The sequence below is a fragment of the Sphingomonas sp. genome, from assembly GCF_019749955.1.
Taxonomy (GTDB): domain Bacteria; phylum Pseudomonadota; class Alphaproteobacteria; order Sphingomonadales; family Sphingomonadaceae; genus Sphingomonas.
Genome location: NZ_JAIEPC010000009.1, coordinates 82,060 through 97,292, shown reverse-complemented (window position 1 = coordinate 97,292; position 15,233 = coordinate 82,060). Strand labels below are relative to the sequence as shown.

The 15,233-nt window shown below is 66.3% G+C and carries 13 protein-coding genes; 5 read left to right on the top strand and 8 right to left on the bottom strand.

Annotated elements, in window-relative coordinates; genetic code table 11:
- On the bottom strand, window positions 1-180 hold the full coding sequence (locus K2W81_RS02575; protein WP_294101002.1) for a hypothetical protein: 180 nt from the start codon (window positions 178-180) through the stop codon (window positions 1-3).
- Window positions 181-303: 123 nt separating this feature from the next.
- On the opposite strand from K2W81_RS02575, the gene K2W81_RS02570 reads away from it, so the two are divergent.
- The 3 genes from K2W81_RS02570 to K2W81_RS02560 all read left to right on the top strand — a co-directional run bounded on the left by K2W81_RS02570 (window position 304) and on the right by K2W81_RS02560 (window position 6,804).
- On the top strand, window positions 304-549 hold the full coding sequence (locus K2W81_RS02570; protein ID WP_294101000.1) for a hypothetical protein: 246 nt from the start codon (window positions 304-306) through the stop codon (window positions 547-549).
- A gap of 115 nt (window positions 550-664) precedes the next feature.
- Entirely contained in the window at window positions 665-2,659 is a 1,995-nt protein-coding gene (locus tag K2W81_RS02565) for an autotransporter assembly complex family protein (RefSeq protein WP_294100997.1), read from the top strand.
- Entirely contained in the window at window positions 2,656-6,804 is a 4,149-nt protein-coding gene (locus K2W81_RS02560; protein ID WP_294100996.1) for a translocation/assembly module TamB domain-containing protein, read from the top strand. The genes K2W81_RS02565 and K2W81_RS02560 overlap by 4 nt, the downstream gene beginning before the upstream one ends.
- On the opposite strand, the gene K2W81_RS02555 is transcribed toward K2W81_RS02560, so the two are convergent.
- The 7 genes from K2W81_RS02555 to K2W81_RS02525 all read right to left on the bottom strand — a co-directional run bounded on the left by K2W81_RS02555 (window position 6,798) and on the right by K2W81_RS02525 (window position 13,820).
- Window positions 6,798-7,637, bottom strand: a complete 840-nt coding sequence (locus tag K2W81_RS02555) for a hypothetical protein (RefSeq protein WP_294100994.1) — start codon at window positions 7,635-7,637, stop codon at window positions 6,798-6,800. The genes K2W81_RS02560 and K2W81_RS02555 overlap by 7 nt on opposite strands.
- 4 nt (window positions 7,638-7,641) lie before the next feature.
- On the bottom strand, window positions 7,642-9,066 hold the full coding sequence (locus K2W81_RS02550) for an aldehyde dehydrogenase family protein (RefSeq protein WP_294100992.1): 1,425 nt from the start codon (window positions 9,064-9,066) through the stop codon (window positions 7,642-7,644).
- Window positions 9,067-9,232: 166 nt separating this feature from the next.
- Window positions 9,233-10,795, bottom strand: a complete 1,563-nt coding sequence (locus tag K2W81_RS02545; protein WP_294100991.1) for a methyl-accepting chemotaxis protein — start codon at window positions 10,793-10,795, stop codon at window positions 9,233-9,235.
- The gene (locus K2W81_RS02540) at window positions 10,788-11,075 is read right to left on the bottom strand and encodes a hypothetical protein (protein WP_294100989.1); all 288 of its coding nucleotides are present in this window, start codon (window positions 11,073-11,075) and stop codon (window positions 10,788-10,790) included. Before K2W81_RS02540 ends, K2W81_RS02545 begins: the two co-directional genes overlap by 8 nt.
- Before the next feature lie 312 nt (window positions 11,076-11,387).
- Window positions 11,388-11,636, bottom strand: coding sequence for a hypothetical protein (locus K2W81_RS02535; RefSeq protein WP_294100987.1), 249 nt, complete (start codon window positions 11,634-11,636; stop codon window positions 11,388-11,390).
- The gene (locus tag K2W81_RS02530; protein WP_294100985.1) at window positions 11,633-13,081 is read right to left on the bottom strand and encodes a radical SAM protein; all 1,449 of its coding nucleotides are present in this window, start codon (window positions 13,079-13,081) and stop codon (window positions 11,633-11,635) included. The genes K2W81_RS02535 and K2W81_RS02530 overlap by 4 nt, the downstream gene beginning before the upstream one ends.
- 7 nt (window positions 13,082-13,088) lie before the next feature.
- On the bottom strand, window positions 13,089-13,820 hold the full coding sequence (locus K2W81_RS02525) for a prolipoprotein diacylglyceryl transferase family protein (protein WP_294100983.1): 732 nt from the start codon (window positions 13,818-13,820) through the stop codon (window positions 13,089-13,091).
- Window positions 13,821-14,156: 336 nt separating this feature from the next.
- Between K2W81_RS02525 and K2W81_RS02520 the strand changes: the two genes are divergently transcribed.
- Entirely contained in the window at window positions 14,157-14,519 is a 363-nt protein-coding gene (locus K2W81_RS02520; RefSeq protein ID WP_294100981.1) for an antitoxin Xre/MbcA/ParS toxin-binding domain-containing protein, read from the top strand.
- Window positions 14,520-15,065: an RES family NAD+ phosphorylase gene (locus tag K2W81_RS02515; RefSeq protein ID WP_294100980.1), complete on the top strand. Its 546-nt coding sequence runs from the start codon at window positions 14,520-14,522 to the stop codon at window positions 15,063-15,065.
- The last annotated feature ends 168 nt before the right edge of the window (window positions 15,066-15,233 follow it).

Sequence of the window (15,233 nt, the reverse complement as noted above, 5' to 3'; positions counted from 1 at the left end):
TCAGCGCGCGCGGTCGAGCAGCCAGATTCCAGTTGCCAGCACGATGCCAATGCCAAGGCCGATGAGGAAACCGATGCTCGGCTGGCCCCGGGTCGCACCGGCAAAGGCGCCGAAAACCGCGCCGATCGCGATCAGCACACCACCCGCCATCGAAGCGGGACGGGGGGAAGGGGTCGTCATAACGGCGCCCTGCCATGATCGCGCGGCGAGCGCCAGCCCGGCATTTGCGCCACGACATGGCTTTCGCGATGTTTACCAATACGCGTAATCGGAAGGTGGGAAGCTGTCGCTTAAGGCACGGCAATGATTGCCGATCCCTTCGATCCCTTTCCCGACGAATCGCGCCTCGCCTGTTACATCGCCGATCGCGCGACACTGGAGGCGGCGGTGACCCTGATGTCGGACCATGGGAATCTCGCCAGCCTTGAGGCGGCCGCGCGCGCCGATGCCAGCCGTAATCGCGGCAATGTCGCGGGCTTCTGCCGCTGGCGCCAGATCGAGCGATTGATCGAGACGCTTTCCGCACCGCGCGAGGGCACGCTGCACTGATCCTTCGGCGCCGCGCGAGGGCACGTTGCACTGATCCTTCGGCGCATTCAGCCGCGCCCGATCGTTGCACCACCGGGCCTGTTGCTGCGCGAACATGCCCGCTAGAGCGGGGCGCATGACAGGGCGCATCGGATGGCATGAGGGCCGTGGTTTGGCCGCGATGATGTTGGCGCTCGCCCTGCCGGAAGCCGCTTGGGCGCAGACCGCCCCGCCGCCCTCGCCACCGCCAACCGAACCCGCGCCGCCCCCGCCGGTGCCCGACTCGCCCCTGCTCGATCCCGATGCGCCGCTGGCGCCCCTGCCGGGATTGGGCGTCGACTGGCCCGATCTCAGCAAGATCGACGCGACGCGCGCCGAGGATATGACGGCCAAGACCGACATCACCGAACTGACCCGCTACGACTATCGGATCGAGGGGATCGACGGCATCACCGATGCGCTGTTCCTCCAGCGCTTCAACGGCCTGTCGGCGCTGAAAGCTCATGCCGGCGATCCGTCAAACGCCGCGCAGATCGATCGCCGTGCGCGCGAGGATTTGACGCTGCTCCAGACGTTGTTGCGCGGCATCGGCTATTATGACGCGCGGATCAGCAGCAGCATTGCAATCGAAAGCGGGAAGCCCCGCGTGACGTTGCTGGTCGAACCCGGCACCCAGTATAAGCTCGAAAGCGTCGCCGCGCCCGGCTTGGCGTCGGCGGGCGATCAGGCTTCGGCGCTGCGCGATGCCTTCGCCGTCGGGGTCAATGCCCCGGTCGATGCCGACAAGATCGCGGGGGGCACTGCCGACTTGCGCGCGCAGCTCGGCGAACGCGGTTTTCCGTTCGCGCAGGTCGAGGAGCCAAGCGTCGTCATCGATCACGCGACCGGCAAGGCAACGCTCACCATCGCCGTCGACCCAGGCGGCGCGCGCGTCTTCGGCCAAGTGATCACGCCGCCCAACAAGCTGTTCAACGCGCGCCACATCCAGCAGATCGCGCGCTTCAAACCCGGCCAGCCCTATAACACCACCGCGCTCGACGATTTGCGCCGTGCGCTGATCCAGACCGGCATCGTCTCGTCGGCGGAGGTCAAGCCGGTCGAGGGTGCGAAGCCGGGGACGGTCGATATCGCCGTCGCGCTCCAGCCCGCGCCGCCGCGCACAATTGCGGGTGAGCTCGGCTATGGCACGGGTGAGGGTATTCGCGCCGAAGTCGATTGGACCCACCGCAACCTGTTTCCGCCCGAAGGTGGGCTGACGCTGCGCGGGGTCGCCGGCACGCAGGAACAATCGGGGTCGGTGATCTTCCGCCGCAACAATTTCAACGGGCGCGACCGTATCCTGACCGCGCAGGTCGCGCTCGCCAATCTCAACCGACCGGCGTTTCGCGCGACGACCTTCTCGCTCTCGGGAAGGCTCGAGCGCCAGACGACGATCTTCTTCCAGAAGAAATGGACTTGGTCGCTGGGGGCTGAACTCGCGGCTTCCGACGAGCGCGACATCATCGAGGCGACCGGCGCGCCGCGGCGGCGGACCTTTTTCATCGGCGCGCTGCCGACCAGCCTGACCTATGACGGGTCTGACGATCTGCTCAACCCCACCAGGGGGTTTCGCCTGGGCGGGCGGCTGTCGCCCGAAGTGTCGCTGCAAGGGTCGACGTTCGGCTACGCCAGCATCCAATTGGACGCGAGCGCCTATAAATCGCTCGGCAGCCGGGTGGTGCTGGCCGGGCGGTTGCGGCTGGGCACGATCCTCGGCGCGCCGCGCGACGCCATCGCACCGTCGCGGCGCTTCTATGCCGGCGGCGGCGCCTCGGTGCGCGGCTATGGCTTTCAGGCGATCGGCCCGCGCGATCCCAATAATGATCCGATCGGCGGGCGCAGCTTGACCGAATTCTCGCTCGAAGCGCGGATCAAGGCGTTCGGCCCGTTCGGCATTGTCCCGTTCTTCGATGCGGGCAACATCTACACCGCCGATCTGCCCAAGTTCAGCGACTTGCAATATGGCGCCGGGGTTGGCTTGCGATATTATTCGAGCTTCGGGCCAATCCGCATCGACGTCGGCACGCCGATCAACCCGCAGCGCGGCGATCCGCGCGTCGCGGTCTATGTCTCGCTGGGGCAAGCATTTTGAGCGACGCGGCTCCGATAAAGCCACGCCGACGGTGGGGGCGCTGGGCCGCTGCGCTGGTCGCGCTGATGCTGGTGGCGGCGGGCGTCGGCGTCTGGTTGATCGACACCAGCATTGGCCACCGGCTGATCGCCGATCAAATCGCGGCGCAGCGCCCCGCGAGCGGCCTGCGCTTTTCGGTCGGGCGGATCACCGGGTCGGTGTGGTCGAAAGCAACGCTGAGCGACGTGCGTGTCAGCGATCCGCAGGGACCGGTGCTGGTCGTGCCGCGCGCTGAACTCGATTGGCGGCCGCTGGCGTGGCTGAACAACCGGCTCGACATCAACGCGCTCGACATCCCGACCGCCACGCTGATCAAGGCGCCAACGCTCAATCCCGGGCAGAGGCGCGGGCCTATCCTGCCCGGTTTCGACATCCGCACCGGGCGGCTGACGATCGACCGGCTGGTGGTCGGGCCGCGCGTGACCGGCACCCAGCGGGTCGGGCGCATCGTGGCGAGCGGCGATGTCCGCAACCGCCGCGCGCTGGTAAAGCTCGCCGCGCGGGTCGAAGGCAGTGACGAGCTGAAGCTGATGCTCGACGTCGCGCCTGATGCCGATCGATTCGACATTGATCTGCACGCGACCGGCGCCGCCAGTGGGCTGCTCGCCAAGCTCAGCGGCATCGGCAAGCCGCTGTCGCTCGTGGTGGCAGGCGACGGGCGCTGGGCGCGTTGGCGCGGCACCGCCAAGGGCCAAGTCGCGGGCGCCACCGCGCTCGACCTGACGCTTGGCAATGACGCGGGGCGCTACACGTTGGGCGGCACGTTGGGACTCGATGCACTCGTCGGGGGCAAGGCCGCCAAGATGTTCGCGCCGCGCGTGACGGTGCAAGGCGCGGGGACGCTGGCGGATCGCGTGCTCGACGGCAATCTCGCGCTGCGGTCGCGCGCGCTGGCGGTCGATACCACCGGCGCGATCGATCTTGCGACGAGCGGCTATCGCGATGTCCGCACGCGGGTGCGCGTGCTCGACCCCGCCAGCGTGATCGACCGCGCGAGTGGCCGCACTATCGAGCTGCGCGCGGTGCTCGACGGGACATTCGACAGTGCACGCTTTGACTATCGCCTGACCGCCGATCGCCTGCAATTCGGCGGCAAGGAGGGGTTCGAGGTCGTGCGCGCGAGCGGCGGCGGGCGGCTGTCGCCGCTGCCGATTACGGTGCCCGTCAAGCTTGAGGTCGCGCGCGTCACGGGCGTCGATGCGATGATCGGCGGCATCCTGCGCAACCTGTCGGCGCAAGGCGTGCTCCGCGCGAGCGCGAGCCAAATCACCGGCGACAATATCCCGTTCCGGTCGGACAAGCTGCGCGGCGGCATCAACCTGATCGTCGACCTGAAGGCGGGGCGCTTCAACATTGGCCTTACCGGCGCGCTCCAGAAGTTTTTGATCCCCGGGCTTGGTCTCGTCGATGTCGGCGCCAAGCTTCAGGTCGTGCCCGCGCCGGGCACGAAGGGCGCGCTGATCACCGGCACGGCGAGCGCGCAGCTCGCTCGGCTCGATAATGAGTTCTTCGCGTCGCTTGCCGGCGGGCTGCCGCGCGTGACCACCGCGCTGCGCCAATCAACTGACGGGATTTTGCATTTCAACGATCTGGTGCTGACCGCGCCCGACATCCGCATCACTGGCGATGGTTATCTGCGACGCGACGGCAGCGTTCATTTCGAAGGGGCTGGCTCGCAGCGCCAATATGGCCCGCTGACGCTGATGCTCGACGGGCGGATCGAACGCCCGACGGTCGATCTGAAATTCGCAAGCCCGAACGAAGCGATGGGCCTCAGCGATGTCACCGCGCATCTCGATCCGACGCCCGACGGCTTTGCCTTCACCACTAGCGGTGGATCGACGCTGGGCGCGTTCAATGGGCGCGGGGCGATCCTGCTGCCGAAGGGCGGGCAAGCGACGATTGCGATTGCCGCGCTCGATGTTGCCGACATGCACGCGAGCGGCAGTTTGCGCGCGGTCACCGGCGGTTTCGACGGACGGCTCGACGTCAACGGCGCGGCGCGCGGCACGCTCGCCTTCGCGCCGGTCGGCAAGATCCAGCGGATTGAAGCGCATCTCGAAGCGACCAATGCCCAAGTCACCGACGCCGCGCGACTGCGGCGCGGCAAGCTGGACCTCGTCGCGCTGCTTGACCCCGACGGCGTCTCGATCGAAGCGAAAGCCGATGGCGCGGGGTTGCGCCAGGGCAGCCTCGTGCTCGGCCGCTTCAACGTCGCCGCATCGCTGCGCGACGGCACCGGCAAGGTGACGGCGCAGCTCAGCGGCACACGCGGGCGCGCCTTCGACATCCGCCTTGCCGCCGATGCAACCCCCGATCGCTACACCATCACCGCGTCGGGCACGATCGACCGCCGCCCGGTCACTCTCCTATCGCCTGCCGTCGTGACGCGGGCCGGTGACGGCTGGCGGCTGGCGCCCGCGCGCCTCAATTTCGCGGGCGGCGAAAGCGAGCTCAGCGGCCACTATGCCAGCGACCGTCTCGCGGTTGATGCGACCCTCGCCCGCATGCCGCTATCGGTGCTCGACATTGGCTATCCCGGCCTCGGGCTGTCTGGCAGTGCCTCGGGCAAGTTCGCCTTTGCGCAAGGCGGCGGCGGCGCGCCGACCGGGCGGATCGACATGACGGTCAAGGGCTTGAGCCGCGCCGGCCTCGTGCTCACCTCGCAACCCGTCGACATGGGACTGGCGGGCGTGCTCGACGCCAACAGCGTGGGGCTGCGCGCGATCATGGCATCGGGCGGCAAGACGATCGGTCGCGCGCAGGCGCGCCTGTCGCCGCTGGGGTCAGGCGATCTCGTCAAGCGGCTCGCCAATGCCGGTCTCTTCGCGCAAGTGCGCTACGACGGCCCCGCCGACACGCTCTGGCGGCTGACCGGGATCGAGCTGTTCGACCTGTCCGGCCCCGTCGCGATCGGCGCGGACCTGACCGGCAAAGTCAACGACCCGCGCATCACCGGGGCGCTCCGGGCGAAGGGGGCAAGGCTCGAAAGCGCGCGCACCGGCACCGTGCTCACCAATGTGCAAGGGTCGGGCGTGTTCGCCGGCTCCGTGCTGCGGATCGATGATTTTACAGCGGACGCGGGCAAGGGGGGGCGCGTCGCGGGCAGCGGCGCGTTCGATTTCGCCGCCGTCCACGGTTTCGGCATCGACCTGAAGCTCCAGGCGGAGCGCGCGGTGATGATCAACCGCGACGATATCGGCGCGACCATCACCGGGCCGCTCACGATCCATTCCGACGGCGACGGCGGGCTGATCACCGGCGATGTGGTGTTGAGCGCCAGCCGATACCGGCTGGGTCAGGCGACGGCCGCCGCCGCCGTGCCCAAGCTCAACATCCGCGAAATCAACCTGCCCGGCGCGGAGGACGAAGCCGATACGCTGCCGATCAAGCCGTGGCGGCTCGATATCCGCGCCCGCGCGCCCGACAACCTCTCCGTGACGGGCCTCGGCCTCTCGAGCCGCTGGTCGGCGACGATGCAGCTGGGCGGCATCGTTGAGGAGCCGACGATCTCCGGCCGCGCCGACATCATCCTCGGCACGTATGAATTTTCGGGCCGCGCGTTCGCCATCAGCCGTGGGACAATCCGCTTCCCCGGCAATTCGCCCCCCGATCCGGTGATCGACATTGCCGCCAATGCCGACACCCCCGGCCTTAACGCGACGATTCGCGTCACCGGCCAGGCGACCAAGCCCGACATCGGCTTTTCGAGCACGCCTGCGCTACCGCAGGACGAACTGTTGTCGCGGCTGTTGTTCGGCACCTCGATCACCCAGCTTTCGGCGCCCGAAGCGCTCCAGCTCGCCTCTGCGGTGTCGGCACTCCAGGATGGCGGCAAGGGCCTGAATCCGATCAACACGCTGCGCCGCGTGGCAGGGCTCGACCGGTTGCGCATCCTGCCCGCCGACAAGACCGTGGGGCGCACCACCTCATATGCGGCGGGCAAATACATCACGCGGCGGCTCTATGCCGAGATCATCACCGACGGGCAGGGCTATTCGGCGACCCAAGTCGAATTCCAGATCACACGCTGGCTGTCGATCCTGTCGACGATTTCGACGCTGGGCCGCCAGAGCGCCAACATCCGGGTATCGAAGGATTATTGAGTCAGCCGCGCCACTACCGCGTCCGCCAGCTTGCCCGGCACATCCTCGCCGAAATCGATGTAGAGATCGGGCTCGATCGCTTCCAATTCCATCAGCGCGAGCGATCCGTCGGGCAGGCGGATGAGGTCGACGCGGGCGTAGAGTGGCGCGACCGATAGCGCCGCCAGCGCCTTTGCCGCGACCGCATGCGCCTCCGGGTCGGCCAAGATTGCGGTCGTTACGCCGCCGAACTGCGGCTGGATGCGGAAGTCGCCGCCTTGCGCGACTTTGCGTATCGCATGGCTGAAGACGCCGCCGATGAAGAGCAGCGAGAGTTCGCCTTCCGCGCCCACGGCGGGCAGGAAGGGCTGGATGATCGCGTCGGCGAGCGGCTCGACGGGGTCGCCGCGCCGGACGCGATCGGTACGATAGCTGCCGCCCGAAATCTGCGGCTTCACCACCAGCGTATCGACCCCGAAGCGGTCGAACGCCGCCGCGACACTCGCCGCATCGGCATCGCCGAACCAGCTCGGCACGATCGGCACGCCCGCCTTCTCAAGCTCGGCGAGGTAGGTCTTGCGCATGTTCCAGCGCAGCAGCGCGGGCGGGTTGAACAGCGGCACGCCGTCCGGCCAACCCGCCAGCACCGCCGCCCAACGCCTTGGATCGACGTGATACCCCCAGGCGAACAGCGCGAGCGCCGCCACGCCGCCACCCGGCCCCTCGGTCCAGGGCCGGGGCGCCAGCGCCAAGCCGCGCGCGGCAAAGGCTGGCCGATAATCCTCAACCATGTCCGCCGCTTCAGCCGCATAATTGCTGTCGGCGGCGGGCATCAGCACATCGATGGTGCGCATCGGATCAGGCAGGCGCGCCGACAATCGTCTTCACTTCCATGAAATCGGTGAGGCCGTATTTGCCATTCTCGCGCCCATTGCCCGATTGTTTGTAGCCGCCGAAGGGCGCCGCGCCATCGGGGCTCCAGCCGTTGATCGTCACCAGCCCGGCGCGCAGTCGCGGCGCAACCTTCGCCGCTTCCGCCGCATCGCCCGAGATCGTCGCCGACAGCCCGTAAGGCGTGTCATTGGCGATCCGCACGCCTTCGTCGAGGCTGTCATAGCGGGTGATCGTCGCGACCGGGCCGAAGGTTTCCTCCTGCGAGATCCGCATGTCGGGTGTCACATCGGCGAAGACCGTCGGCTTGATGTAATAGCCCGAATTGCGGCCATCGGGGCGGCCCACGCCGCCCGTCACCAAGGTCGCGCCTTCGTCGATCGCCGACTGGATCAGCCCCTGAATCTTGTCGAACTGCGCCTTGTTGACGACCGGGCCGATATGCACGCCCATCTCCGCCGGATCGCCGACCTGCGCGCCTTCAAACATCGCCTTCGCCACCGCCGTTGCGGCTTCGACCTGCGAGCTGTGGACGAGCAGCCGCGTCGGCGCGATGCAGCTTTGGCCGCTGTTGGCGAGCACGCCCATTAGCGTCGGCGGCAGCACCGCTTGCAAATCGGCGCCTTCGAGCACGAGGTTCGGCGCCTTGCCGCCCAATTCCTGATGCACGCGCTTGACCGTCGCAGCGGCGGCCTGCGCGACCGCGATTCCGGCGCGCGTCGAGCCGGTGAAGCTCACCATATCGACGTCGCGGTGGCTGGAGAGCGCCGCGCCGACGCCGGGGCCATCGCCGTTGACGAGGTTGAACACGCCCGCCGGCACGCCCGCTTCATGCAGGATTTCGGCGAGGATCACCGCGCAGCTCGGCGCTTCTTCCGACGGCTTCAGGATCATCGCATTGCCTGCCGCGATGGCGGGCGCGACCTTCGCGGTGATCTGGTTGAGCGGCCAGTTCCACGGCGTGATCATCGCGACCACGCCCAAGGGCTCATGCACCACCTTCGCGCGGCCGAGCTTTTCCTCGAACGGGAAATCGCCCAGCGCCTTCAAGGTCGAGATGAAATGGCCCAGCCCCGCAGGAACTTGCGCGGCGCTGGCAAAACCGATCGGCGCGCCCATTTCCTCGCTCACCGCCTTGGCGAGATCGGGCATGCGCGCCTTGTACACCTCGATGATGCGCGTCAGCAGCGCGCTGCGTTCCTCGATGCTCGTTTGCGACCAGCTTTCGAACGCCCGGCGCGCGGCGGCGACGGCCTTGTCGACATCTGCTTGCGATCCCAGCGTGATTTCGGTGCAGGGCGCTTCGGTGGCGGGATTGATGACGTGGTGGCGGGTGCCGCCCTCGCTATCGACCCATGCGCCGTCGATATAATGTTGCAGATAGCTGTTCATCGCCTTGCTCTCCATCTGGGCCTCGGGTTTTTCGAGGTCACGGTATGGAGGATAGATGGCGGGGGGCGGGGCCGGTTGCAAGGCGAAACCGTTAGGACGTGGCGCGGTTGCACGCGGTACGGGATGGCCGAGGCAGCAGCCGTTGCAGGCTGCTGCCTCGGGAGACTCAGGCTGCTCGCCGTACCCCGCGCGCGGGCATCATGTGGCGCTCGTCCTCTAAATCGGTGCCCTGGTCGAAGCGGAAGCGGCGCGTCAGCGCGCTCAGGCGCTTGATGTCGGTGGCGAGCGATTGGGTTGCCGCGCTCGACTGTTCGGCCATTGCGGCATTTTGCTGGGTGACGCCGTCAATGTTGCGGATCGCGACGTTGACGGTGTTGATCGCTTCCGCCTGCGCGTCGGTTGAACCAGCGATGTCGGCGATATGGCTGCGCACTTCGGCAAAGCGATCGACGATGCCGCGTACCGTCGCACCAGCGCGTTCGACAAGCTCAACCCCGCGGTCAATCTGGTCGGCGCTGGCGCCGATCAGTTTCTTGATCTCGGCGGCTGCCATGCCGGCCTTTTCGGCGAGCGCACGCACTTCTGTTGCGACCACCGCAAAGCCGCGCCCGGCATCGCCGGAACGCGCGGCTTCAACGCCCGCATTGAGCGCCAGCAGCGTCGTTTGAAAGGCGATGCCGTCGATCAAGCCGACAATATCGCCGATTGCGTCCGAGGAACGCGCGATTTCGGACATTGCGGCCTTCGCGTCTGAGACGATCTTGTCGCCATTTTCGGCTGCGGCAAAGGCCACACCGAACAGCCGCTCGCTTTCGGCAGCGCGGACCGCGACGTCCTTGACGGCGCTGCTCGATCGGCTTGCGGCGGCTGCGGTGTGTTCGAGCGTGGCGGCCTCTCGCTCGGTGCGGCTGGCAAGGTCGCCGGCGGCCTGGGTAATTTCGATCGTGGTCCCACCGATCCGGTCCACCGATTCGACGAGCGCGCGCATCATCGCTTCAAGCTCGGTGACGGCGTCGTTGAAATCGAGCCGCAGCGGTTCTTGTTCGGCATCGAATTCAGTCTCGATGCGCACGGTAAGGTCGCCGTCGGACAGCCGGGCAAAGGCCGCGCGCACATTGTCAATGACCAGCCGGTTGCGGTCCTGTTGAACGTCCGACGCTGCCTGAAGTGCAGCTGCGGCGTCGACTGCGCTTTGGGATTGACCGATCAGGAAGACGAGCTGATTGGCGGTCCACATCAGCACACCCGCTTCGACCAACACGATAACCGCATGCAGCACGACGCGGCCGAGGCCAGGGTCAGCGCCGAACACGAACACGGGTGCCGCAAAATTGAGGATCAGGTGGTGCAGCGCGGTCACCAGCGTGCCCGCCAGGATCGCGCGCCAATCGCACAGCGCCACCAACACGGCGAGCATTGCAAAGAACGCCATGTGGATGTCGATCTGCCACGGATGGCCCGAAAGCACCGCCAGCAACGCGGCGGGGATGAGCGGCGCGGTAATGCCCATCACGATGCGGGCGCCGGCATCGATGCGCCGCTGGATCACCTGCCACAACGGCAACGCCAGCACGACGACGCACATGATCATCGCGGGTATCGTCGCCGGACTACCGGTCGCCAGCCCGGCGGCAAGCGTGGCCAGCGCGCCTGCGGCCATCACCCCCACCAGCAATCGCGCCCCGACCAGTCGGATTGCATCCAATGTGGCCGTCTTCGCTTCAGTCATTCAGTTGATTCCCTGTCGAACAAGAAGTTGCGTCGCTGCGCACCAGAAGAATGCCGTGCGACAGCGCGCGCCAGAATATCCCCGGATCACCGCTGCGGATGACCAGGCTATGCGCAAGCGGCCCCGGCCCGAGCAGCTGGACATCCCCGTCCAGCAGCGTCGCCGCCGATGTCGCGCCGGTCGGAATCGCCAGCATCGGTGCGCGCATCGCCGGTGCGATCGCAAACACCACAATGGCAGCCACCACCAGCACAGCCTGGACCATGACGGGCCATCGCATCCGGAGTTCCTCGTTATATCATAATGGTTTGATGTGTATTTGACCGACCTTGAGATTAGCGCTGCCTGGTAAAAAACGGCTTAACTCTGGTTCGGTCCCAATGATCGGTCGCGGCATCGTTGGGGGCGATTAACTCAATTGATACAGCGCATTAGCCATTCATCGATTGATTCCGGGGCGTGCGGTAAAGTCCACATCTGGTCGCTTGACATAAAGCGCCTGAAAAAGCGCCATCGCGACGGTGACCCGAGACAGAGCGCCGCAATCAAGGGGCTAGCCGAAGCGAGGGCGAGCCACTGCGCGGACCTCGGATCAGGCAGGCCCGTCCGGGCGTTCCGCTTCGGCGCGCGCGAGCCGGATCAGCGACCGGCCCCAGGTGAAGAACGCCGCACCAACCGCCATCGGCACGCCGCCAATGATGGCCGGGAACAGCGCCAGCCAAAGGTCGAACACCCCGCCTGTCGCGAAATAGCTGATCACCAGATAGCCCGTGCACAGGCCGCTCGTCGTCATCAACAGGATGCCCGTCGCGATCAGGATTCCGCCGAATAGCCGCTTCATAGTCTCTCTCCTGCCCGCACGCGCGCCAACACGCCTGCGCCTTCCGCGCCGGGGCGGTAGAAGCTGTTATAGGTGTCAAAGGGAATGATCGCGCCTTCGGGCGTGACGAAATGGACGCAACTGCGTTTCACCGTGCCGAGATCGAAGTTATAGCGATCGAGAAATTGCATGATCACGACGCGAAAGCTGTTCGCATAGCTCAGCTCGCCCGGCACCATGGCCTGGGGCAGGCAGCACATCAGGCCCGCCAGCTTGTCTTCGGTATTGGCTTGCGCGGTCGCAAGGCTCAGCAGGTCGTTCACGGCGGCGCGCAGCTTTGGATAGGCTTCGTAGCTGACGGTGTTGGGCCCTTCGAGGATGAGCTCGCGCGGCAGCAGTGCCGTGATCGGGGTGACATTCGGGCCATCGCGCAGGCCATAGCCGATGCAGATCTGGTCGGGATTGCAGGGCAGGGGGATCATATCGTCGAGCCCGAACACGCCCGCCTTGGCAACCTCGCGGCGGATCTGCGTCAGCAGCATGCGGTTGGCCTTGGCGTCGAAGCCGTCATTGCGTCCGGCATCCTGCACCGGCTGAAAGGTGACGCCGCGCACGCACCGCCATTGCAGCGCGTGCTCGACGATCGAGGCGATTTCGTGATCGTTGACGCCGCGCTTGATCACCGCAACGAGCGTCGTCGACAGCCCGACCCGCTCCAATTGTTCGAGCGCTTGCTGGCGGATGCGCGCGAGCCGCGCACCGCGCAGGTCCATCAGCGCATCGTCGTCGAGGCTGTCGAATTGCAGATAGACTTCGAGCGCGGGGGCATAGCTGGCGAGCCGATCGACGAAATCAGGATCCTGCGCGATCCGCACGCCATTGGTGTTGATCATGATGTGGCGGATCGGGCGCGTCTTTGCCGCTTCGAGAATCGCGAAGAAATCGGGGTGGATCGTCGGTTCGCCGCCCGACAATTGCACCAGATCGGGCTCGCCTTCGCTCGCCACCAGCGCGTCGAGCATCGTCTCGATTGTCGCGAGCGGCAGGTGGCTGCCATGCACGTCCTGCGCATCGGCAAAGCACACCGGGCACGCGAGATTGCACGCGGCATTGATCTCGATAATCGCGAGGCAACTATGCTGCTCGTGATCGGGACACAGCCCGCAATCGAACGGGCACCCATGTTCGGTCCGCGATTGGGTGTGCAGCGGCCGGTCGCCCGGCTTGAGCCACAGCTTCTGCTGCCGCCAATAGGGCACATCGTCGCTGATCAGCGTCTTCTGCACGCCGTGATCGCGGCAGCGCTTGAGGTAGAAGACCTGCTCATCCTCGATGATGATCTTGGCGGGCACCGTCACCAGGCACGTCTCGCACAGGCTCGTGGTCTGGCCGTGGAAGACATAGGGCGCGATCTTGCGCATGGCAGCCTCAGGCATGATCGCGTCAGGCATGTTCGTTTCAGGCATGTTCGTTTCAGGCAGGGGCGGGCTGGGGTGGCGCGGCGACGGGGCGAGCGATCCAGGTGACGGCATAAAGACCAAGTCCGATCATGAGCAGATGGAAGATGTTGAGCGGGCCGAGCAACGGCGGATAAGGCTTCAGAAATTCCCAGGCGAATCGCTGGACGGCATAAGCAAGCACGAACGCATGAAAGCCCTGCGACACCGCCCAGCGGCGCCCCCGCTCCAGCGCGGGCCAATAGACGAGCAGAAACAGCGCCATCGCGAGCGATTCATACACTTGCACCGGATGGCGCCCGATCCCGTCGCCGAGATCAACGGCCCAGGGCAGCGCGGTGGGTGTGCCATAGGTGTGGTCGGCGATCCCCGCGAACAAACACCCCCAGCGCCCGACGACAATGCCGATACACAGCGGCATGACGAAGGCGCCGCCGGTCGACCCGGTGATTTTCGCGCGCCATTTCCAGAGTTCCACGCCAAGAATGCCGCCCGCCAAGGCGCCCGCAATGCTGTGCGACACGCCCGGCGTCGACAGCCGCAGCGTGTTGAGCGACCCTGATAGCCAAGCGCCCGTGGCGGCCCCAAGCGCGAGCGCAACGAAATAGCCCGGCGCTGTCTGCTGCGCGAGCTGCGTCACGCTGGCGGGGCGATGCCGATACACCCACCGCCCGCCAAACGCTGCCGCTGTCCACGCCGCCAGATCAAACAGCGTGTGGAGCCAAGGCGCAGTCGGCACGTCGATCATGCACTGAGCATGACATTGGTCGCGCCGTGCGGCCAGCGCAAATTACGCTGAATTCTATACACAAAAACGGGCGCCCAGCATGCTGAACGCCCGTCTTGTATCGAGAATTGCAGCGATCAGCTCGAATAATACATATCGAACTCGACCGGGCTGGGGGTCATTTCCCAGCGGGCGACGTCTTCGAACTTCGGCCCAATAGAGCTTTCGATCTTCGCCGGGCGAACGCCTCGCCCACGGGCGCGACGCCATCGCTCTGCCGACGACATTGCATAAACATTTCACAAATGACATTCACGGAACAAGAGTGTAATATCGATCCATCAAAGGATATCGCCAATGGCCACAAACATCATCCCCTATCGCGAGACCGCCGTCTCGCGGCTGGTCGCAGAGTTAAAAGCAATGGGCGGCCTCAAAGGCCGTGATCTCGCCAATATGCTCGGCGTCTCCCCGCCCACCGTCACCCGCTGGAGCAAGGGCGAGGCGGAGCCGACGATCGACAAGCAGACGGCGATGGCGCAGTTGCGCTGGGTTGCTGATCGGCTCGCGGATTTCTACGAACCCGATGAAGTGCGGCTTTGGCTGCAATCGCCGCATCCGCAGCTTGGCGGCGCGCGCCCTTATGACCTGATCGTCGATGGGCGAACGCGCGATGTGCTCGAAGTGATCGAGCGGCTCGATCGCGGGGTCTATCTGTAAGTGGAGCGCCGCCGCGCGCTCGACGACCGGCTGCTCGATCTGGTCGGCGCGATCGAGGGGCAGTCCTTCGACGGCACGATGTGGCGAGTCGTCCGGCAGGGGCGGGACGTGCTCGATGGCTCGCGTGGATCGGGCCGGTGGAATACGGCGGACATGTCGGTCCTGTACGGCGCGGCCGAGCGCGACGGTGCGCTCGCTGAGATCAACTTTCACCTGAGCCGGGGGCAGTCGGTGTTTCCCTCGCGCATGCGGCATGATGTGTTCGAGCTGGCGGTGAAGGCGCGGCAGACTTTGGTGCTGGCGGATATGGCGCAGCTCAAGGCGCTCGGCGTCGAGGACAGCCGCTATCGGGAGATGCTGTACGACCGCACGCAGGAAATCGGCGCGGCGGCGGCGTTTTTGGGCTTTGACGGGCTGATCGTGCCTTCCGCGCGCTGGGCGTGCCAGAACATCGTCCTGTTCCTCGACGCGATCAATCTGGAGGAGGTGCGGACGGTGTCGTCCGAACCGGTCGATTGGCAGACTTGGCGGCGCGCGAATGTTTAGGGCCTAGACCAATCGCAAAACGCCCCGGGGTGTTCCCACCCCGGGCGGTAGTACTGCAGAGAATATCACGCCGTGGCAAAGCCACGTCGTCGGTCCTCGCTTTAGCGAGGCCGGCCGACAGCTCTTGTGCCGGGCGCGCTGCGCTCCCGGCAGCGGCTTGCAGCGACG